Below are 20,395 nucleotides of genomic sequence, written 5' to 3' on the forward strand. Positions count from 1 at the left end.
AGATGGAATGGCTAGAGCTAAATTCCTGTGTGACGCCGAACGCTGCATCGAGTGCAACGCCTGCGTGACTGCCTGCAAGAACGAGCACGAGGTGCCGTGGGGCATCAACCGTCGCCGCGTGGTGACCATCGAGGATGGCAACCCCGGCGAACGCTCGATCTCGGTGGCCTGCATGCATTGTTCCGATGCGCCGTGCATGGCGGTCTGTCCGGTAGACTGTTTCTACCAGAGCGAAGAAGGCGTGGTCCTTCACTCGAAGGACCTGTGTATCGGTTGCGGCTATTGCTTTTACGCGTGCCCGTTCGGCGCGCCGCAATTCCCGCAGGCCGGCAACTTCGGATCCCGTGGCAAGATGGACAAGTGTACCTTCTGCTCCGGTGGTCCCGAAGAGAACAACAGCCAGGCCGAGTTCAACAAGTACGGGCGCAACCGGATCGCGGAAGGCAAGCTGCCGATCTGCGCCGAGATGTGTTCGACCAAGGCGCTGCTGGCCGGCGACGGGGACGTGGTCGCGAATATCTATCGCGAGCGTGTCGTCTCCCGTGGCTTCGGCTCGGGCGCCTGGGGCTGGGGCACGGCCTATGACCAGAAGGGCGGCTGATCGCCTTTCGACGTCATTCTGAGACCAAACGAAAGAGGCGGGTGCGTCCCGCCTCTTTCATCCCGTCCCGGCAGAAGGGGCGCCGAGAGTATCTTGAGAAACGCACTTTCGACCACGTGACGGCACGCCACAAAGTCCGTTTCCCAGAATATTCCAATTGCACCGATCCGAGGTGAGGCCCGCGAAGCCGGGCAGGGTAGAAAGGAAAAGACATGCACAGGCTGTTTCTGATTTGTCTTCTGAGCTTGACGATGCTGGCCGCGCCGGGCGTGCAGGCACAGGAAGCGACCGAAGGCGCGACCGAGGCCCCGCAGGCGGACCGTTCGGCCACGGGCGGCGCGCAGACGCTGGAGGATATCCTGGCCCGGCAGCGCGGCGAGGAGGTGCCGGACCGTGCGCGTGCGGGTGAAGACCCCGACAGCGCAGGCGCCATGGTGGGTCAGCTTGGAGCACTGGGCGGGTCGTCGGATGCCGACGTCTGGAGCGCGCTGCGCTATGGCACCGCCGACGTGACCGTGTCGTCGGGCGGTGCGCCGGCGCGGGTCCTGATCCAGGACAACGGCATGTGGTGGCTGAATTTCCGGCAGGGGCCGCTGATCAAGTACGGCGGCTGGCTGCTCCTGGGCACGATCGCGTTCCTGGCGCTGTTCTTCCTGATCCGGGGCCGCATCCGCATCGACGGCGAAAAGACGGGCCGCACCGTGACCCGCTTCAAGTTCATCGAGCGGTTCGCGCATTGGCTGATGGCCGGGTCTTTCGTTCTGCTGGGCCTCACCGGGCTGCTGGTCCTGATGGGGCGCAAGTTCATCATCCCGACCTTCGGGCATGAAGCGTTCGCGACGGCGGCGGTGGCCTCGAAATGGATCCACAACAACGTCAGCTGGGCCTTCATGCTGGGTCTGATCCTGGCATTCATCTTCTGGGTGGCGCACAACATTCCGAACAAGACCGACCTGAAGTGGATCGCCGTGGGCGGTGGCCTGTTCAAGAAAGGCGTGCACCCGCCGGCCAAGAAGTTCAACGCGGGCCAGAAGATGATCTTCTGGTCGGTGATGATCCTGGGCGCGTCGATCTCGGCCTCTGGCCTGTCGCTTCTGTTCCCGTTCGAGTTGCCGATGTTCGCCAAGACATTTGTCATCCTGAACGACATGGGAGTGCCGCAGCTTCTGGGCTTCGGCGCGCTGCCGGAACAGCTGGCGCCGCATGAAGAGATGCAATACGCGCAACTGTGGCACGCCACTGTCAGCTTCGTTCTGATGGCCATCGTGATCGCGCATATCTACATCGGCTCGGTCGGGATGGAAGGCGCCTATGACGCGATGGGGTCGGGCCAGGTCGAGGAACAGTGGGCGCGCGAGCACCACAGCCTGTGGCTGGACGAGGTGAAAAAGCGCGAGGGCGAGCCGAAACCGGCCAACACCGCGACGACGCCCGCCGAATAGATGCGCGCCCTGCTGCTGGTATGCGCGGGCCTGCTGGCCGCCGGTGCGCCGGTGGCCGCGCAGCAGTTCACCACGCTGAAAGGTCATGGCGGGCCGGTCATGGGGATCGACGTGAATCCCGAGACGGGCCAGGTCGCCACGGCCAGCTTCGACAATTCCGTCGGGCTGTGGGAGGGCCGGGAGCCGCGCTGGCTGGAAGGACATGACGCGGCAGTCATCACCGTGCGGTTCCTGGACGGGCAGACGGCGGCTTCGGGCAGCGACGATTTCGACGTGATCCTGTGGTCCCTGCCGGACGGCACACCGACACGGCTGGAAGGGCACCAGGGCAAGGTCGCCGAAATCGCGCTGTCGCCGGATGGCGCGACGCTGGCGACGGCCAGCTGGGACGGCTCGATTGGCCTCTGGCCGCGCGACGGCGGCGCGGCACGGTTCCTCAAGGGGCACAACGCGTCGGTCAGCGATGTGGCGTTCAGTTCGGATGGCGCGCGGCTTTATTCCGCCTCCGCCGACGGGACGATCCGCATGTGGCAGGTGGCGGAACCTGACGGCGCGCCGCGTGTCGTGGTGAACGCGGGGTTCGGCGTGAACCGCCTGATCCTCGACCCGGACGACCAGTGGCTGGCCTATGGCGCGGTGGATGGCGTGACGCGGGTGGTGGACCCTATGTCGGGCGAGACGATCCGGGATTTCTCGCTGGACCGGCGGCCGATTCTGTCGATGGCCTATCACCCGGCCAGCGGACAATTGGCGGTGGGCGACGGGCACGGGTTCATCATGATGATCGACACCGAAACCTGGCAGATCGTCAAGGATTTCCGCGCCATGCGGCAGGGGCCGGTCTGGGCGCTGGAGTTCTCGCCCGATGGCACGATGATCTATGCCGGCGGGATCGAGGACGTGGCATTCGGCTGGCCCGTGGCGGACCTGGATGCGTTCGATCCGGCGGGCAGCGACCAGCGCACATTCCTGCGCGACCCAGAGGCGATGCCCAACGGCGAGCGGCAGTTCATGCGCAAATGTTCGATCTGTCACGCGCTGACGCCGCCGCCCTCGCGCAAGGCGGGCCCCTCCTTGCACGGGCTTTTCGGGCGCAAGGCAGGGGTGGTGCCGGGCTATCCCTATTCGGAAATTCTGGACGGGTCCGATATCGTTTGGACCGAAGAGACCATAGATGCGCTTTTCGATATCGGTCCGGACCACTATATTCCGGGCTCTAAGATGCCGATGCAACGCATCACCGCCGGGCAGGACCGGCAGGATCTGATCGACTACCTGCGCGAGGCCACGGAGCCTTGAGGCGCGCTTTGAAAGGGAGAACCGAGATATGAAAGCCATGCTTTCCGCGTTTGCCGCCACGGCCATCATCGCCGTTGTCGCGTGGTACGGGCTGCACGAGGCGGGCTTTTCCGCCGGCGAGCGCAATTCCGGGGAGTCGGTGCGGCTGGAGGACAGCTGAGGCATGACAAGACCCGCCGCCGCGCCCGTGCCCGGGACTCCGGCCGAAAAGGGCCGGGACGACTATGGCGAGCACCTGCAATTCGCCTCGGTGCTGGTCATCGACGACGAGCCGGGGATGCGCAATTTCCTGATCAAGATCCTGGAGCCGCGCGTGAAGCGGGTCGAGCAGGCGCACTCGGCCGAGCAGGCGGCCGAGATACTCGATCTCGCGCATTTCGACCTGGTGATCCTGGACAACGTGATGCCGGGCAAGACCGGGCTGGACTGGCTGGCCGATCAGCGGCGCGTCGGGCTTTTCGCCGACACGATCATGATCACGGCCTATGCCGACCTGGACACCGCCATCCGTGCGCTGCGCACGGGGGTGGCGGATTTCGTGCTGAAGCCGTTTCGCGCCAACCAGATTCTGAACGCGGTGGCGCGCGCGCTGGACCGAAAGTATCTGCGGCGCGAGAATTTCCTGCTGAAACATGAACTGAGCGAGGGCGGGCAGGCGGCGCGGGGGCGTTTGCTGGGAAACTCGCCGGCCATCCAGAAGGTGCGTGACGTGCTGGCGAAACTGGCGACGACGCCGACCTCGGTGTTGTTCACCGGGGCCAGCGGCACCGGCAAGGAGATCGCCGCGCGCACGTTGCACGGCATGTCCGACCGCGCCGAGAAACCTTTCGTCGCGGTGAACTGTGCCGCCGTCTCGCCCGATCACATCGCCGAAGAACTGTTCGGCCTCGTGGAAGGGGGCGACCGTACACGGGACGGCCTGTTCCTGCACGCGGACGGCGGCACGCTGTTCCTCGACGAGGTGGCGCAATTGCCCGAGCAGGTGCAGGCGGGCCTGTTGCGGGTGCTGGAAGACCGCAAGATCCGGCCCCTGGGCGCAGAGCGCGAGATTCCGCTGAACCTGCGGTTCTTCTTTGCCACCAATGCCGATCTTCAGGCCGAGGTGGCGGCGGGCCGCTTTCGCGCGGACCTGTATCACCGGATCAACGTGGTGAACGTGGAAATGCCGCCCCTGGCCGACCGAAGCGAGGATATCGTCGAGCTTGCGGCGCTGTTCATGAGCGAATTTTCCCGCGCGCTGGCCTTGCCCGCGCTTGACCTCAACGAGGAAGTGCTGCTGAAGCTGAGCCGCTATGACTGGCCCGGCAACGTGCGCGAGCTGCGCAACCTGATCGAACGCTCGGTGATCCTGGGCCAGTTGCCGGACGAATTCGAGGGGCAGGGCGCCGTGACCGGCCAGGAGGCGATCGAAACCCTGGAGCTGGTGGAGCAGCGCCACATCATGAGCGTGCTGGACGCCTGCGACGGCAACCGGGCCGAGGCCGCGCGGCGCCTTGGCGTCAGTCGAAAGACGGTCGACCGCAAATGCGCGGCCTGGGGCCTTTAAACGATCCGGTGCCGTGTTCAGGCGGCGGAGAGCTGGTCACTGTTCTCGGGTAGCCAGACCGTGAACTCCGCCCCGCCTTCTGCCCGGTTGCGCACGGTGATGATGCCGCCGGCCTGACGGATCAGGGTCTGGCTGACCGAAAGACCCAGCCCGGTGCCTTCGCCGGGCTTGGTGGTATAGAATGGGTCGAACACCGTATTGAGCCTTTCGCGGGCGATGCCGGGGCCGGTGTCGGCGACAACCAGCGCGGTGCCGTTCTGCCCGTCGCGCTCGGCGGGGTGCACCGAGATCGAGAGTTCGCCCGCGCTGTTCATCGCCTGGACCGCGTTCACGACAAGATTGATGATCACCTGCTGCAACTCTCCGGGATTGATTTGCACTGCCGGAGTTTCCGGCGCGCGGTCGGTCTTCACCGTCACCTCGGCGCGGGTGATCACGTGGTCCACCAGTACCAGGCAGTCGTCCAGCACGGTGGCAACGTCGACATGCTCTGAAAAGGCGTTGAATTCGCTGGGGCGCGCGAATTGCAACAGCTTGCCGACGATGGCGTTAATGCGGCCGATCTGCCGGTCGATCAGGTTGAGTTCGGTCATCAGCGGGGTGGCGGCCTCGCCCAGGGTTTCGCGGATCACGTCGAGATTGCCCTGGATGACCGCGACCGGGTTGTTGATTTCATGGGCCACCCCGGCGGTGATTTCACCGATCGAGGCCAGTTTCTCGCTCATCACCAGCTGTTGGTAGGTGCTTTCCAGCTTTGCGTTGGCCTGGCGCAGTTCCGAGGTGCGATCCTCGACGCGGGTGTTCAACTCGTCCGCCCAGGAGCGCAGGGCACGGTCGCGGGCCTGGACCTGGTCCAGCAACTCGTCCAGATGCGCTGCCACCTGGCCGATTTCGTCGCGGTTGTCGACGGCGCCGATGCGGGCGTCCAACTGGCCGTTCTCGACCTGCTTGATCGTGTCGTTCATGCGTTCCAACGGAGAGAAGATTCCGCCCGCCATGCGAAGGAAAAGCGGTATGGTCAGCAGTAGAATGCCGCCGAATGCCGTAAACACGAGGATGTAGGCGCTGCGCTTGGCGGCCACGAAGGGCGCTTCGAGGAAACCGACATAGAGCATTCCGACGCGGGTGCCGAAACTGTCGGTCAGCGGCAGGTAGCCCGAGATGTACCAGTCGTTGACGACAAAGGCCCGGTCGAGCCAGGTGCGCCCTTCGCCCAGCACGCGATTACGCACCACGGCCGAAACGCGTGTGCCCAGCGCCCGCTCGCCCTCGAACAGCCGGACGTTGGTGGAAACGCGCACGTCTTCGAGAAACAGCGTCGCGGTGCCTTGCCTGTCGGCCTTGGCGCCGCTTTCGGCCTGGTAGACCAGCGCATTGATCGTGTCGATGAAATCGAGGTTGCGGTTGAGCAGGATGCCCCCGACCAGGACGCCCGCGCGCCCGGGGGCGGGGACATCCGTGGCCGTATGCACGACCATGCCGCGATCTTCGATCATCCGGTCGGTCGGGACTGCTGCCTCGGTTTCGATGAGCGGCAGGCGAGCGCGGTCCTCGAGCGTGGGGTCTATGGCGAAAAGATCGGTGCTGGAAAAGATGTCGATCTCGGTTGCGCTGTCGCCGCGCGTGGCCGCGGCGATGACCGGCCAGTCCCGCGCGGCCTCGTCCGCCCCGGACATCGGCAGGAAATAGAGGAAATCCAGGCCAAGCGCCTTGCGCTCGGTGTCGAGGAAGCCTTGCATCTGGTCCTCCGACCGGCTGGTGGCGTCTCGAAACCTTGTGGAGCGCGCCAGCGCGGCGACGCCGCCGCCGGTGGTGGTGAGGATTTGGTCCAGGTATTGTTCGGCGATCCGCAGGTCGCTTTCGACGTTGGCGATCAGCAGATTGTCGTAGTTCGCGGCCCAGCGGCTGACCGCCAGCCACAGCAGAAGCGGCAGCAGAACCACCAGCGGCAGCAATGCCAGGATCAGCAGGCGTAGACGAACCGATATCATCGCGAGGCAGGGCCTTTCCCTTTGCGAAAGAAGCTTAGGCGATGGCGCGCAAGGCGTCCATTCCGGCGGCACCGCCGCGCCGGGGGGAGGTTGCGTGATGTTTCCCCTAGCAACCCCAGTACCGTTAACCTAAGTTTCCCGGGAGTGTTGGTAGGCCAAACGCGGGAGATGGTACGGCATGGCGCGCCTTTTCATGCTGTTGTTGGTAACGCTTGCGATTGTCGCGTTGGCCGCGGTGGCGATGGCGGCGATGGCACGTGCCGCGCGAGACGCAGGGTCCGTCGGGCGGGACATCGCCATAACGACAAGGGGAACGAACGTGCAAAAAATCGCCTATGCGGCCTTGTTCATTTTGATGATGGGCGTCACCAGCGGCCTGATCGGGGGATTGTGACCGGCATGGCACGCAAGTTTGGCGGAAAATACAGCCCGGATGGCGGCGGCGAGAGGGTAACCGGCTCTGGCGATACCTCCTCCTACCGCGGCGCCACGGTGGAGCCCGCGGGCGCGCGCGCCAACCTGATGTTTCTGCCCGCGGTCCTGGTGCTGTTCACGTCGATCACCTCGGGCGCGACCGGCCTGGCGCTGGGCGTGGCGTCTGCCGGGATCCTTGCCCTGTCCGCCTGGTTGCTGCGCGACGGGCTGAAGGCGGAAGCCGCGTATAACACGCGCAAGGTGGCGCGAAGTCCGGGCATTCCACGCAAGCTCTTTTCGTCGGTTCTGGCGGGGCTGGGGATCGCCGTGGCGGCCTACAAGGTCGAGCCGGGGCTCGTGGCGCCTGTGATCTTCGGTGCGGTGACCACGGGGCTTCACGTCTTTTCCTTCGGGCTGGACCCGATGCGCGACAAGGGCATCGAAGGTATCGACAAGATGCAGACTGATCGCGTGGCCCGTGTGGTCGACCAGGCCGAAACCTATCTGCGGGCCATGTCGGATGCGATCACGCGGGCCGGCGACCGCAAGGCCGAGGCCAGGCTGGAGCGGTTCCAGGCAAGCGTGCGCAACATGCTGCGCACGGTGGAGAACGACCCGCGCGACCTGACGGCGACGCGGAAATACCTTGGCGTCTACCTGATGGGTGCGAGGGACGCGACGGTGAAGTTCGCCGATATCTACGCGCGGTCGCGGGATGAGAAGGCGCGCGCGGATTACCTGGATCTGCTGGGCGACCTGGAGACGAATTTCGAGGCGAAGACCAAGACCCTGCTGGCCGACGACAATAGCGACCTGGAAATCGAGATCGAAGTCCTGCGCGATCGCCTGGCGCGCGAGGGCATCCGTTTAGGCAACACCCGAGAATTTGAGGAAGGACATTGACGATGTCAGAAGACGTACGCACGAAAGCCGAAGCCGCTCTGGCCGAGGTGGAAGAGGTGAACCGCGTGGTCCTGCCCGAGCCGAAAGAGGCCGGAGCTGTGGTGCCGCTGGCCGACGCCGAACCGGCCCTCGGCAACGAGATCCGGCAGCGGATGAACGAGATCGACATGAGCGATACGAATTCGATCGTCTCGTTCGGCTCGGCCGCGCAGGCGGAATTGCAGGAGATTTCTCAATCCATGCTGCAGGGCGTGCGCAACAAGGATGTGGGCCCCGCCGGCGACAGCCTGCGCGGTATCGTGACGACCATTCGCGGCTTTTCGGTCAGCGAACTGGACGTGCGGCGCGAACGCTCCTGGTGGGAAAAGCTGATCGGCCGGGCCGCGCCCTTTGCCAAGTTCACCGCCCGGTTCGAAGACGTGCAAGGCCAGATCGACAAGATCACCGATGACCTGTTGAAGCATGAACATGTGCTGCTGAAGGACATCAAGTCGCTGGACCTGCTGTACGAGAAGACTTTGCAGTTTTACGACGAGCTGGCGCTTTACATCGCGGCCGGCGAGGAAAAGCTGAAAGAGCTCGACGAAAAGGATATCCCGGCCAAGGAAGCCGAGGTCGACGCCGCGCCGGAGGACGACCAGGTGATGAAGGCGCAGGAATTGCGCGACCTGCGCGCCGCGCGCGACGACCTGGAACGCCGGGTGCACGACCTGAAGCTTACGCGGCAGGTGACGATGCAGTCGCTGCCGTCGATCCGGCTGGTGCAGGAGAACGACAAGAGCCTTGTGACCAAGATCAACAGCACCCTGGTCAATACCGTGCCGCTGTGGGAAACGCAGTTGGCGCAGGCCGTCACCATCCAGCGCAGCGCCGAGGCCGCGGCGGCCGTGCACGAGGCCAACGACCTGACGAACGAGCTGTTGACCGCGAACGCCAAGAACCTGCGCGACGCCAACAAGAAGATCCGCGAAGAGATGGAGCGCGGCGTCTTCGACATCGAGGCGGTCAAGCAGGCCAACGCGGACCTGATCGGCACGATCGAGGAAAGCCTGCAGATCGCCGACGAGGGCAAGGCGCGCCGCGCCAAGGCCGAGGAAGACCTGCAAAGCATGGAAAAGGAACTGCGCGATACGCTGGCTGCCGCCAAGTCGCGCCGTGACAGTGTCGGCGAGAATGCCGGCGGTTCCGTTCCGGGGTGAGTGAGTAGAAACGTGCGTTACCTCCGACCGTTCAAATTCGGCGCGGCGATGCTGGCCGGTGCGTTCGCGCTGGTCGGCTGCGACGCGGTCGAGCCCGAGACGCCGCCCACCAAGCCGCAGGCGCGCCCGAACGCGATGGTGCGTGCGCCGCTGCCGGACGGCCCTTCCGAAGCCAGCCAGAACCTTGCCCGGTATTACACGCGGGTGGAAAACGACCTTGTGGCCCAGGGCCTGATGCGGCGCGACGGCGGCGGCGTGGACACGCCTTTCACCGATACCGACCTTCTGCGCAATTTCATCCGGATCGGGTTTTTCGAGGAGTATCAGCGCGACAAGGGCCTTCTGCCATCTGAAAGCGGCCCCGTGGCGATCAAGAAATGGACCGGGCCCGTGCGCATCGGCGTCGAGTTTGGGCGCAACGTACCGGACGCGATCAAGTCGACCGAGCGCGCGCGGGTGGCGGCCTATGCCAATCGTCTGGCGCGGGTCACCGGACACCCGATCTCGGTCAGCGACGCCTCGCCCAATTTCGTCGTGATGTTCATGAGCAACGACGATGCCGCACAATCGCGTGCGCGGGCGCTGGAAGTGATCCCGGCGATTGCCAAGTCCAACCTGGCGATCGTCACGAACCTGCCACGCTCGACCCAGTGCTTCGTGATCTCGGCAGGCACCCGAAGCGAAAACGACCTGGGCGTGGCCCTGGCCTATATCCGGACGGAATTGACCGACCTGCAACGGCTGGCCTGCATCCACGAGGAAATCGCGCAAGGCCTGGGCCTGACCAATGACAGCCCGCGGGCGCGGCCGTCGATCTTCAACGATGACGAGGAGTTCGCGCTGTTGACCACCCATGACGAGATGTTGCTGGAGGCGCTCTACGATCCCGCGCTGAAGCCGGGCATGGGTCTGGACGAGGCGCGCCCGATCCTGCGGCGGCTGTTCGAGAGGGGCTCCAGTTAGTTCACATGGAAAAGTTTCTCACACCGGAAACTTTTGAGTTTTTCGCGCGATACGTTCTCGCTGGTTTCATTCTTATTTCTGTCAGATCGCGCTTTGTGGTTGGAGAACGGCCGCGGCCCGCCGAAGTGATTGTTGAAGCTGTTGTTCTCAGCCTGATAAACCAGCTTGTATTTTTGGCAGCACGAACGCCTCTAAGTCATGGTTTTCAGCTTCTGGGCTGGCCCTTCGAAGGGCAAGCTCTTTTGCTTTTGGAAGTTCTGGTCTTGCCAGTCTGTCTAGGGTTGCTGGCAGGTTGGAACTTGTCTCGCGGTTGGAGTCACGCTTTGCTGCGTAGACTTGCAATGCCGATCGAACATCCTGTTAGAAGAGCCTATGATTACGCCTTCGCAACTAACAGGCCTCCTGGGTTCGTTATTCTTACTTTTCAGGATGGTACTCAGGTCTTTGGCTATTTTGGTCAGGAATCATTGGCCGCTAATGATGCTGACCGTAGCGACATATACCTTGAACGACTATATAATATAGATGACGAAGGGCAATGGTCTGAACACGACGTGTCACGCTCAGCCATAATATCCTTACAAGGAATTCGCTCTATTGAGTTTTTGGAACCGGAAGGAGACCGAAATGTCTAAATCCACGCGCACCGTTTTGTCAGAAGGCTACAAGCCCCGTCCCAGTGCAACGGTTTCTAATGGGTATAAACCTGCTGCTGGCTCTGTCCAATCGGCTCCACCTAGCCCGCCCAAAACAACCTCGTCCGTAACAACTTCAAAGAAATAGGTACCATGGGCATTTTCGATTTTCTTTCAGGTGAATTCATCGACGTCATCCACTGGGTGGACGACACGCGCGACACGATGGTCTGGCGCTTTGAACGGCACGGGCACGAGATCAAGTACGGCGCCAAGCTGACCGTGCGTGAAGGCCAGGCGGCGGTTTTCGTGCACGAGGGGCAGCTGGCGGACGTGTTCACGCCGGGTCTCTACATGCTCGAGACCAACAACATGCCGATCATGACGACGCTTCAGCACTGGGATCACGGGTTCCAGAGCCCGTTCAAGTCCGAGATCTATTTCATCAACACGACGCGGTTCACCGATCTCAAGTGGGGCACGAAGAACCCGATCATGCTGCGCGACCCCGAGTTCGGGCCGACGCGCATCCGGGCCTTCGGCACCTACAGCACGCGAGTGACCGACCCGGCCAAGTTCCTGACCGAGATCGTCGGCACCGACGGCGAGTTCACGATGGACGAGATCAGCTATCAGATCCGCAACATCATCGTGCAGAGCTTCAGCCGGATCATCGCGGGCAGCGGTATCCCGGTGCTGGACATGGCGGCCAACACCGCCGATCTGGGCAAGCTGGTGGCCGCCGAGATTTCCGCCGTGGTGGCCGAGTATGGCCTGACGATCCCGGAATTCTATATTGAAAACATCTCGCTTCCGCCCGCCGTCGAGGAGGCGCTCGACAAGCGCACGTCGATGGGGCTGGCGGGCGATCTGGGCAAGTTCACGCAATATTCAGCCGCCGAGGCGATGACGGCGGCGGCCAAGAACCCCGGCGGTGCCGGAGGTGGCATGGGCGCCGGTATCGGGGCCGGTCTGGGCATGGCGATGGCGGGCCAGATGGCCGGGCAGGGTGGGCCTTGGGGCCAAGCTGCGCATCAGCCGTCGCCGGCTGCCGCGCCCGCGCCGCCCCCGCCGCCGGTCGAGCATGTCTGGCACATCGCCGAGAACGGCCAGACCCACGGGCCCTATTCCAAGGCCGCGTTGGGCCGGATGGCCAGCGAGGGCAAGCTGACACGCGACAGCCACGTCTGGACCGCGGGGCAGGACGGCTGGCTGAAAGCCGGTGACGTGCAGGAACTGGCGCAGCTCTTCACCATCCTGCCGCCGCCGCCACCCGGGGCGTGAGGACATTCAGGGCACGACGGCTGATAACGCAGGTCCTGCATTGGACGACCGGCGTGCTGCTTTACCTGCTCTTGTCTGTCGATGACCGTATTTTCGGCGTGCTGGGCTGGGCCTTCGTTCTGTCGGGTGCGGTGCTGTGCGTTTTGTGGCTTTGTCTCGGCCTTTTGAACAAGGACCCGGGGCCGGCGCTGGAGGGCGTCTTGCGCACCACGCATCCGTGGCTGAGCCGGGCGATGTACGTTCTGCTGGCATGGGCCGTGGTGGCCTTGGCCGCCGGGGCGCTGGAGCGGCCCTTGCCGGGACCGGAGGCGCGAACGGTATTGCTGGTTCTGGGGGCGGCCGCGCTCTTTCACGCGATATTCCATCTTTGGCGCCACACGGCCTTGCGGGACGGCGCGCTGCGCCGCATCATCCCGGCCAAATTCCACAAGTACCTGTAGGCATATGCTCGATTCCCCGACCGTCAAACAAGAACACCGATTTCCCTGCGACCAGTGCGGCGCCGATTTCCGGTTTGATCCGCAGGCGGGCAAGCTGATCTGCGATCATTGCGGTAACGAGGCGGAGATGGAGCAGGCCGGCCCCTGGGCCACGCCCTTGAAGGAACTGGATTTCGGCGCGGCGGTGAAGGGCACATTGGACGCATCGGAGATCGAGGAGACCCGCGTCGTGACCTGCCCCAACTGCGCCGCGCAGGTGGAGTTCGACGCGACGGTCCACGCCCGGGAGTGCCCGTTCTGCGCCACGCCGGTGGTCACCGATACCGGCACGCACAGGCATATCAAGCCGCGCGGCGTATTGCCGTTCAAGGTGGACGAGCCCGCCGCCCGGAATGCGATGACCGAGTGGCTGGGCCGGTTGTGGTTCGCGCCGAACGGGTTGCAGGACTATGCCCGCAAGGGGCGCAGGATGCAGGGCATTTACGTGCCCTACTGGACCTATGACGCCGACACCAAATCCAGCTACACCGGCGAGCGTGGCACGGTCTATTACGAGACCAGGACGGTCATGCGCGACGGCAAGCGCAAGCAGGTGCAGGTGGCCAAGGTGCGCTGGACGCCGGTGCGGGGCCGGGTGGCGCGGTTTTTCGACGATGTGCTGGTGCTGGCGTCGAAAACCCTTCCCAAACGCTATACCGACGCGCTGGAGCCCTGGGAGCTCGGCGAGTTGCAGCCCTACAGCCCGGAGTTCCTGGCCGGGTTCCGGGCCGAAGGCTACCAGGTGACGCTGGAGGACGGGTTCGTGCAGGCGCGCCAGATCATGGATGCGCGGATCGCGCGGGACGTGCGGTTCGACATCGGCGGCGACCGGCAGCGGATTCACTCCGTCGACACGGCGGTCAGCGACGTGACCTTCAAGCATATCCTGCTGCCGGTGTGGCTGGCAGCGTACAAGTACCGCGGCGAGACCTATCGCTTCGTCGTCAACGGGCGCACGGGCAAGGTGCAGGGCGAACGGCCTTACTCGGCGATCAAGATCGCGATTGCCGTGGTGATCGGGGTGATCATCGCGGCGGCCGTGGGCTATGGCGTGGCCATGAGCCAATGAGCGCGGATGGCGAGGCCCTGAAGCGGCTGATGCAAGCGCGCTATTCCTGCCGCGCCTTTCGGCCCGACCCGGTGGAGGACGCGGTGATTGAGCGGATCGTCGACACCGCGCGGCATACCGCCAGCTGGAACAACACGCAGCCCTGGGAACTCCTGGTGACGCGCGGCACAGAGACGGAACACTTCCGTCAGGCGCTGCTGAGCGAGGTGCGGACGGGCAAGCCCGGGCCGGACATGGACTGGCCCGAAAGCTATCCTGGCGAACTGGGCGAGCGGCGCCGCACTTGCGGCTATGCGCTCTACAATGCGGTCGGCATCGCGCGGGAGGATCGCGAGGCGCGGGCGCGGCAGTCGATGCGGAATTTCGAGCTGTTCGACGCGCCGCATGTTGCCATCCTGCATATCCCGCAGGTTCTGGGACCCTATGGCGCGCTGGACGCGGGCGGGTTCCTGACGGCCTTCATGCTGACGGCGACGGCCGAAGGGCTGGGCACGATCGCGCAGGCGGCGGTGGCCGCCTATCCGGATTTGATCCGGCGACATTTCGGATTGCCCGAGGATCGCGCGATCCTGTGTGCGATTTCATTCGGTTATGCCGATGAGAGGCACCCCGTGAACCGGTATCGCACCGAGCGCGAAGATCCCGGCGAGATACTTACGGTTCGGGGCGCGGAAACTTGAAAAGTTTCCGATCCGATTTCTTTTCAAGAAATCGGTGCCCTCAGTGAGTGCCGCTTAAATTGGATCTCTCAGTCGGCCCATTCCCACGGGCGGGTGAATTCGCCCAGGCATTGCGAGATCGCCGCCTCGTCCGCGTCGCCGGTCTTTGACAGCAGCGCCACAAGGCCGCGCTTCTTGTCGTCGATCACCTCGGTCACTTCGGCATTGAGGCCAGCCTCGACCAGCGCGGCATTGTAGACCCGCGTGATGGCCCGCTTGCGCAGGTCGGGCTTGAAGACCTTGCCGACGGCGGTTTTCGGCAGCTCGTCCAGCACCTCGATATATTTCGGGATGGCGGCGCGTTCGTGGACATGCACCTTGCAATGTTCCAGCAGCGCGGCGCTATCGACCGAGCCGCCCGAGACCAGTTCCACATAGGCGCAGGGCAACTCGCCGGAATGTGCGTCGGGCTGGCCGATTGCGCCGGCACCGGCCACTTCGGCGTGGGCCATCAGCGCTTCCTCGATATCGGCGGGGTCGATGTTGTGGCCGCCGCGGATGATCAGGTCCTTGGCGCGGCCGGTGATCCAGAGGTAACCGTCGTCGTCGATCCGGCCCAGGTCGCCGGTGCGCAGATAGACCTCGTGATGGTAGAGGTCCTTGTTCTTGGCGACCTCGGTATAGGTGTTGCTGGCAAAGACGCCGGGATTGGCGATGCAGATTTCGCCGACCTCGTCTCTGCCGCACTCGGTGCCGTCGGTCTTGTAGATCTTGACGTCGGTATAGGGCAGGGGCACGCCGACGCTGCCGACCTTCTTCTCGCCGGTGGGCGGGTTGCAGGAGACAAGGCAGGTGGCTTCGGTCAGGCCGTAGCCTTCGATCACGGTCATGCCGGTGGCAGACTCGAACCGCTTGAAGAGTTCCAGCGGCATGGGCGCGGAGCCGGAGAAGGCGTTCTTCACCTTGGAGATATCGGCGTTCACCTTGCGCTGCATCAGGGCGGCGGTGGCGGTGGGCACGGTAATGACGAAGGTCGTGCCCCAGCGCTCCAGCAATTTCCAGAAATTGTCGAACACGCCGTCGCCGCGATAGCCCGCGGGCGTGGGAAAGACCACATGCGCGCCGGACTTGATCATCGCCATCAGGATCACGTGGCAGGCAAAGACGTGGAACAGAGGCAGCGGGCACATGATGCTGTCATGTTCATCGAAGAGCAGCCGATGGCCCAGCCAGCCGTTATAGACCATGCCGGAATATTTGTGCTGGGCGACCTTTGGCATCCCCGTGGTGCCGCCGGTGTGGAAATAGGCGGCGACGCGGTCGGTCGCGCTGTCCTCGAACGACAGGCTGTTGGGGTGCTTGCGCGCCTCGGCGTTGAAATTCTTGACGTCGGCGTGGTGGTTGTCGGGGTTCTTGGGGCGGATCAGCGGGACAATCCAGCTTTTGGGCGGCGTCAGGTAGCGGACAAGGTCGACCTCCAGCACCGTATGCACGCGTGGCGCGTTGCGCACGGCCTCGGCCATTTTCTGGGCCACGTCGGTCTTCGGGAAGGACCGCAGGGTCACCACCACGCGGGCGTCGGTTTCGCGCAGGATGGCGCCGATCTGTTCGGGTTCCAAGAGCGGGTTTATCGGGTTGGCGATGCCCGCGACCATGGCACCGATCGTGGCGATGGCGGTTTCCAGGCAGTTGGGCATGACCAGGGCGATCACGTCGGTCTCGGAGATCTTCAGGCTGCGGAAGAGGTTGGCGGCCTGGCAGACACGCCCGTGGAACTCGGCCCAGGTGAGCGTCTGCGCCTTGTCCGTGGGGCCCGACAGAAGCTGATAGCTGACGGCCGGACGGTCCGGGAAGGCCGTGGCGGTGTCGGCCAGCATTTGGTAGACCGTTTTCGGTACATCGCGCGCCTCCCACGGCATTTCTTGCTGGATAGCGATCACGTCCTGGCGTGTGGAAAATGTCATGGTGTCTCCTCCCGCGGCGCGTCTTGATGCGCCCTTTTCTCCCGTCCCGGCAGCATGATCACGAATTGCGGGCCGCGCAAGTTTTACGCTGCGTTTTGTCGGAGGTCGCCTGCCGAATACGTCTCTTGACTCTTTCAGTCAGAAAATTCATCAATAGCCTACAAATTCACTCGGAAAAAGAAAGGCTGTTTCTTGATGGCTCATCTGACCTCTCGTTCTCTTGTTGCCGCCCTGGCCTTGACCGGCGTTGCCATGCCCGCGGTCGCGCAGGAGGTGAACGTGTATTCCTCGCGTCACTACGACACCGACGACTCGCTCTACGAAGCATTCACCGAGGAAACGGGCATAACCGTGAACCGGATCGAGGCCGATGCCGACGAGTTGATCGCGCGGCTTGAGGCCGAGGGCGAGAACAGCCCCGCCGACGTGCTGATCACCGTGGACGCGGGCCGCATGGCCCGGGCCGAGGAACTGGACCTGCTGGCAGCCTACGATTCGCAGACCATCGAGGACCGCATCCCCGACCACCTCGAGCATCCCGAAAACCTGTGGTACGGCATCGCGCAGCGCGCGCGGATCATCTATTACGACAAGGAAAAGGTGGAAAACCCGCCGCAGACCTATGAAGAGCTGGCCGATCCCGCGTGGGAAGGCAAGATCTGCATCCGGTCGTCCTCGAACATCTACAACCAGTCGCTGATGGCGTCGATCATCGAGACCCATGGCGAGGAAGCGGCCAAGGACTGGGCGCAGGGCATCGTCAACAACATGGCGCGTGACCCGCAAGGCGGCGACACCGACCAGCTGCGCGGCATCGTGTCGGGCGAGTGCGAAGTGGCGGTGGGCAACCACTATTACTTCGTGCGCGGGTTTGAATCCGACGTCGAGGGCCTGAGCGACGGCATCGAGAAAATCGGTTGGGTCTGGCCGAACCAGGACGACCGTGGCACCCACGTGAACCTGTCCACTGCGGCGATGCTGAAGACCGCGCCGAACCCGGAAAATGCCATGAAGCTGATGGAATTCTTCACCAGCGACACGGCCCAGACCAACCTTGCGACGGGCAACCACGAATACCCCGCCGTCGAGGATGCGCCGGGCACGGCGACCACCGAGCGTCTGGGTGAGTTCAAGCCCGATGAGACCACGCCCACCGCGGCGTTCAGCCGGAATGCTGCCAAGGCACAAGAGCTGTTCAACGCGGTCGGCTGGGACTGACACAACTTTCGAGCAGGCATGGAACGCGGCGTCCCCATCGGGGGCGCCGTTTTTCGTTGTTCCGCCGCGGTCATACCGGACGCGCAAGATCCGGGTCGCTGAACCGCATGATCCGGGTCGCTCCGACCTGGAGCTGCGGCAAGGATGCGCGCACGGCAAACCTGAAGGAGCGAACCATGCTGTTGAAAGACAAATCAATCATCATCACCGGCGCCTCGAGCGGGATCGGCGCCGCCGCCGCGCTGATCTTCGCCGCACAGGGGGCACGGCTGGTTCTGGGCGCGCGCCGGGCCGACATGCTGAGCCGGATCGCGGGGCAGATCAATCAGTCGAACGGGCACGCCGTCGCGGTGGCGGGCGACGTGTGCGACCCGGACTATGCACAGCGATTGGTCGATGCCGCGCGCGAGGCGTATGGCGGGCTGGACGGGGCCTTCAACAACGCCGGGGCGGTCGGCAGCGGCGCCATGGTGGCTGACACCGAAGACGCGGAATGGGCCGAGGTGCTGGCAACCAACCTCACGGCCGGTTTCCATGCAGCGCGCGCGCAGGTTCCGGCGCTGCGCGAGCGGGGTGGCGGCTCGCTGGTCTTCACCGGAACCTTCGTGGGTCACACCGCGACCTTGCCGGGGATGGGGGCCTACGCCGCGTCGAAAGCGGGGCTGGTGGGCTTGGTGCAGGCGATTGCCGTCGAGACCGGCAGCAAGGGCATACGGGCCAACGTACTGATGCCGGGGGGCACGATGACGGAAATGGCCAAGGATGCGGCAACCAATCCGGAGACGGCGGAGTTCATTGCCGGGCTGCATGCCCTGAAGCGCATGGCGCAGCCGCAAGAGATTGCCAACGCGGCTCTGTTCCTGCTGTCGGATCTGTCGAGCTTCGTCACCGGGTCGGCCATGCTGGCGGACGGGGGCAATTCTATCGCGAAGGTTTGAAGAGGCGGCCTTTCAGCCCCTGGCATGACGGCCTCGCCCGGTCGGAACCGGGCGAGGCGCAGCGGTCAGCTGACGTCCTTGTAGCTGACTTCCTTTTCGTTCTCACCGAGCTTCGCACGGCGGGTCAGCAGGCGGTTGAGCGCGTTGATATAGGCCTTGGCGCTGGCGACCACGGTGTCGGTGTCCGCCGACTGGCCCGTCGCAATGTTGCCGCCTTCCTCCAGCCGTACAGAGACGGTGGCCTGCGCGTCGGTGCCCTCGGTCACGGCGTGCACCTGGTACAGCGACAGATGTGCGTCGTTGGGGTGCAAATGGCGCACGGCCTTGAAGGTGGCGTCGACAGGTCCGTCGCCTTGCTCGGTCGCGGAGGTCTCGACCCCGTCGATGGACATGACCATCTCGGCCTCGGCCTGTCCGCCGGTGCCGCAGACCACGCGCAGGGATTTCAGCACGAGGCGGTCGTTTTCGGCATCCTCGCCGGCGGTGACGAGCGCGATCAGGTCCTCGTCGAACACTTCCTTCTTGCGGTCGGCAAGTTCCTTGAACCGCACGAAGACATCGCTCAGCTGGTTCTCGGCCAGGTCGATCCCGAGGTTCTTGAGCTTCGAGCGCAACGCGGCACGGCCCGAATGCTTGCCCATGACAATGTTGGTTTCCGTCAGGCCCACATCCTCGGGGCGCATGATCTCGAACGTCTCGGCGTTCTTGAGCATGCCGTCCTGGTGAATGCCGCTCTCGTGGGCAAAGGCGTTCTTGCCGACGATGGCCTTGTTCGGCTGGACCTGGAAACCCGACACGGTGGCGACCCGGCGCGACAGGTGCATGATTTTCGTCGAGTCGATGCGGGTGTGGTAGGGGATGATGTCGTTGCGGACCTTCATCGCCATCACGACCTCTTCCAGGGCGGTGTTGCCGGCGCGTTCGCCCAAGCCGTTGATCGTGCACTCGATTTGCCGCGCGCCGCCTTCGACGGCGGCCAGCGAGTTGGCCGTGGCCATGCCCAGATCGTTGTGGCAATGGGTGGCGAAGACAACCTCGTCGGCGCCCGGCACCTCGGCGATCAGTCGGCGGATGAGATCGGCGCTCTCGACCGGCGCGGTGTACCCCACGGTATCGGGGATGTTGATCGTGGTGGCCCCGGCCTTGATGGCGATCTCGACCACGCGGGCGAGGTAATCCCACTCCGTCCGCGTCGCATCCATCGGGGACCATTGCACGTTGTCGCAAAGGTTGCGTGCGTGGGTGACGGTCTCGTGGATGCGCTCGGCCATTTCATCCTTGTTGAGGTTCGGGATGGCGCGGTGCAGGGGGGAGGTGCCGATGAAGGTGTGGATACGGGGCTGGCTGGCGTGCTTCACCGCGTCCCAGCAGCGGTCGATATCCTTGAGGTTGGCGCGCGCCAACCCGCAGATCACGCTGTTCTTCGCATTCTTGGCGATCTCGGTGACGGCCCTGAAGTCGCCCTCGGACGCGATGGGAAAGCCCGCCTCGATGATGTCGACGCCCATTTCGTCCAGCAGGCCGGCGATCTCCAGCTTTTCGGCATGGGTCATGGTGGCGCCGGGGGATTGTTCACCATCGCGCAGGGTGGTGTCGAAGATCACCACGCGGTTTTGTTTGGAATTGGTCATGTCATGTCTCGTGTTTTGGTCCTAAGCCTGTGGCGCGAAAGGCTACTCCTCTGAGCGGTCGCGCCGGATCAGGGCACGCTCAGAGGCGGCTTAGGAGCAGACGCGCGGAAAGGCAAGCCGCCGGGGCGGGGCTTGCGGGGCCGAGGATATGGCAGCGCGT

At 64.2% G+C, this 20,395-nt stretch carries 19 protein-coding genes; 16 read left to right on the top strand and 3 right to left on the bottom strand.

All coding sequences use genetic code 11. From position 1 onward, the window contains the following. The first annotated feature begins 7 nt into the window (after positions 1-7). The 5 genes from fdh3B (at position 8) to KUV49_RS20005 (ending at position 4,888) form a co-directional block, all read left to right on the top strand. The gene (fdh3B, locus tag KUV49_RS19990; protein WP_222452659.1) at positions 8-601 is read left to right on the top strand and encodes a formate dehydrogenase FDH3 subunit beta; all 594 of its coding nucleotides are present in this window, start codon (positions 8-10) and stop codon (positions 599-601) included. 212 nt (positions 602-813) lie between these two features. After that, positions 814-2,043, top strand: a complete 1,230-nt coding sequence (locus KUV49_RS19995) for a formate dehydrogenase subunit gamma (RefSeq protein WP_222452660.1) — start codon at positions 814-816, stop codon at positions 2,041-2,043. Continuing rightward, positions 2,044-3,342 carry a c-type cytochrome gene (locus tag KUV49_RS20000; RefSeq protein WP_222452661.1) on the top strand — a complete coding sequence of 433 codons (1,299 nt, stop codon included), beginning with the start codon at positions 2,044-2,046 and terminating at the stop codon, positions 3,340-3,342. It begins immediately after the preceding gene. 28 nt (positions 3,343-3,370) lie between these two features. Then, positions 3,371-3,502, top strand: coding sequence for a hypothetical protein (locus KUV49_RS21600; RefSeq protein WP_261391623.1), 132 nt, complete (start codon positions 3,371-3,373; stop codon positions 3,500-3,502). 3 nt (positions 3,503-3,505) lie between these two features. Further along, positions 3,506-4,888, top strand: a complete 1,383-nt coding sequence (locus KUV49_RS20005) for a sigma-54-dependent transcriptional regulator (protein ID WP_222452662.1) — start codon at positions 3,506-3,508, stop codon at positions 4,886-4,888. A 17-nt stretch (positions 4,889-4,905) separates the two neighbouring features. Here the strand turns inward: KUV49_RS20005 and KUV49_RS20010 are convergent, their stop codons facing one another. Then, positions 4,906-6,879: a cache domain-containing protein gene (locus tag KUV49_RS20010; RefSeq protein WP_222452663.1), complete on the bottom strand. Its 1,974-nt coding sequence runs from the start codon at positions 6,877-6,879 to the stop codon at positions 4,906-4,908. 178 nt (positions 6,880-7,057) lie between these two features. On the opposite strand from KUV49_RS20010, the gene KUV49_RS20015 reads away from it, so the two are divergent. The 9 genes from KUV49_RS20015 (at position 7,058) to KUV49_RS20055 (ending at position 14,505) form a co-directional block, all read left to right on the top strand. Continuing rightward, the gene (locus tag KUV49_RS20015) at positions 7,058-7,273 is read left to right on the top strand and encodes a hypothetical protein (protein WP_152493470.1); all 216 of its coding nucleotides are present in this window, start codon (positions 7,058-7,060) and stop codon (positions 7,271-7,273) included. Positions 7,274-7,278: 5 nt separating this feature from the next. After that, on the top strand, positions 7,279-8,196 hold the full coding sequence (locus KUV49_RS20020; RefSeq protein ID WP_152493469.1) for a 5-bromo-4-chloroindolyl phosphate hydrolysis family protein: 918 nt from the start codon (positions 7,279-7,281) through the stop codon (positions 8,194-8,196). A 2-nt stretch (positions 8,197-8,198) separates the two neighbouring features. Next, on the top strand, positions 8,199-9,395 hold the full coding sequence (locus KUV49_RS20025) for a toxic anion resistance protein (RefSeq protein WP_222452664.1): 1,197 nt from the start codon (positions 8,199-8,201) through the stop codon (positions 9,393-9,395). Positions 9,396-9,407: 12 nt separating this feature from the next. After that, on the top strand, positions 9,408-10,358 hold the full coding sequence (locus KUV49_RS20030) for a DUF2927 domain-containing protein (RefSeq protein WP_315899575.1): 951 nt from the start codon (positions 9,408-9,410) through the stop codon (positions 10,356-10,358). 5 nt (positions 10,359-10,363) lie between these two features. Then, positions 10,364-10,993: a DUF6338 family protein gene (locus tag KUV49_RS20035; RefSeq protein WP_222452665.1), complete on the top strand. Its 630-nt coding sequence runs from the start codon at positions 10,364-10,366 to the stop codon at positions 10,991-10,993. A 153-nt stretch (positions 10,994-11,146) separates the two neighbouring features. Continuing rightward, positions 11,147-12,277, top strand: coding sequence for an SPFH domain-containing protein (locus KUV49_RS20040; protein WP_222452666.1), 1,131 nt, complete (start codon positions 11,147-11,149; stop codon positions 12,275-12,277). Beyond that, positions 12,274-12,717 carry a hypothetical protein gene (locus KUV49_RS20045; RefSeq protein ID WP_222452667.1) on the top strand — a complete coding sequence of 148 codons (444 nt, stop codon included), beginning with the start codon at positions 12,274-12,276 and terminating at the stop codon, positions 12,715-12,717. The genes KUV49_RS20040 and KUV49_RS20045 overlap by 4 nt, the downstream gene beginning before the upstream one ends. Before the next feature lie 4 nt (positions 12,718-12,721). Then, positions 12,722-13,825 carry a TFIIB-type zinc finger domain-containing protein gene (locus tag KUV49_RS20050; protein ID WP_222452668.1) on the top strand — a complete coding sequence of 368 codons (1,104 nt, stop codon included), beginning with the start codon at positions 12,722-12,724 and terminating at the stop codon, positions 13,823-13,825. Then, positions 13,822-14,505, top strand: coding sequence for a nitroreductase (locus tag KUV49_RS20055; RefSeq protein ID WP_222452669.1), 684 nt, complete (start codon positions 13,822-13,824; stop codon positions 14,503-14,505). The genes KUV49_RS20050 and KUV49_RS20055 overlap by 4 nt, the downstream gene beginning before the upstream one ends. 68 nt (positions 14,506-14,573) lie before the next feature. Here KUV49_RS20055 and KUV49_RS20060 read toward each other — a convergent pair whose 3' ends face one another. Next, positions 14,574-16,448 carry an acyl-CoA synthetase gene (locus tag KUV49_RS20060; protein ID WP_222452670.1) on the bottom strand — a complete coding sequence of 625 codons (1,875 nt, stop codon included), beginning with the start codon at positions 16,446-16,448 and terminating at the stop codon, positions 14,574-14,576. A gap of 195 nt (positions 16,449-16,643) precedes the next feature. Here KUV49_RS20060 and KUV49_RS20065 point away from each other — a divergent pair, with 195 nt between their 5' ends. After that, positions 16,644-17,666: a Fe(3+) ABC transporter substrate-binding protein gene (locus KUV49_RS20065; RefSeq protein ID WP_222452671.1), complete on the top strand. Its 1,023-nt coding sequence runs from the start codon at positions 16,644-16,646 to the stop codon at positions 17,664-17,666. A 176-nt stretch (positions 17,667-17,842) separates the two neighbouring features. Then, positions 17,843-18,604 (top strand): SDR family oxidoreductase, encoded by a 762-nt coding sequence (locus KUV49_RS20070; RefSeq protein ID WP_222452672.1) that lies wholly within the window; start codon positions 17,843-17,845, stop codon positions 18,602-18,604. Positions 18,605-18,669: 65 nt separating this feature from the next. Here the strand turns inward: KUV49_RS20070 and KUV49_RS20075 are convergent, their stop codons facing one another. Beyond that, positions 18,670-20,235, bottom strand: a complete 1,566-nt coding sequence (locus KUV49_RS20075) for a 2-isopropylmalate synthase (RefSeq protein WP_222452673.1) — start codon at positions 20,233-20,235, stop codon at positions 18,670-18,672. Positions 20,236-20,395 lie beyond the last annotated feature (160 nt).

The sequence above is a fragment of the Roseovarius atlanticus genome (assembly GCF_019802205.1).
Classification (GTDB): Bacteria; Pseudomonadota; Alphaproteobacteria; order Rhodobacterales; family Rhodobacteraceae; genus Roseovarius; species Roseovarius atlanticus_A.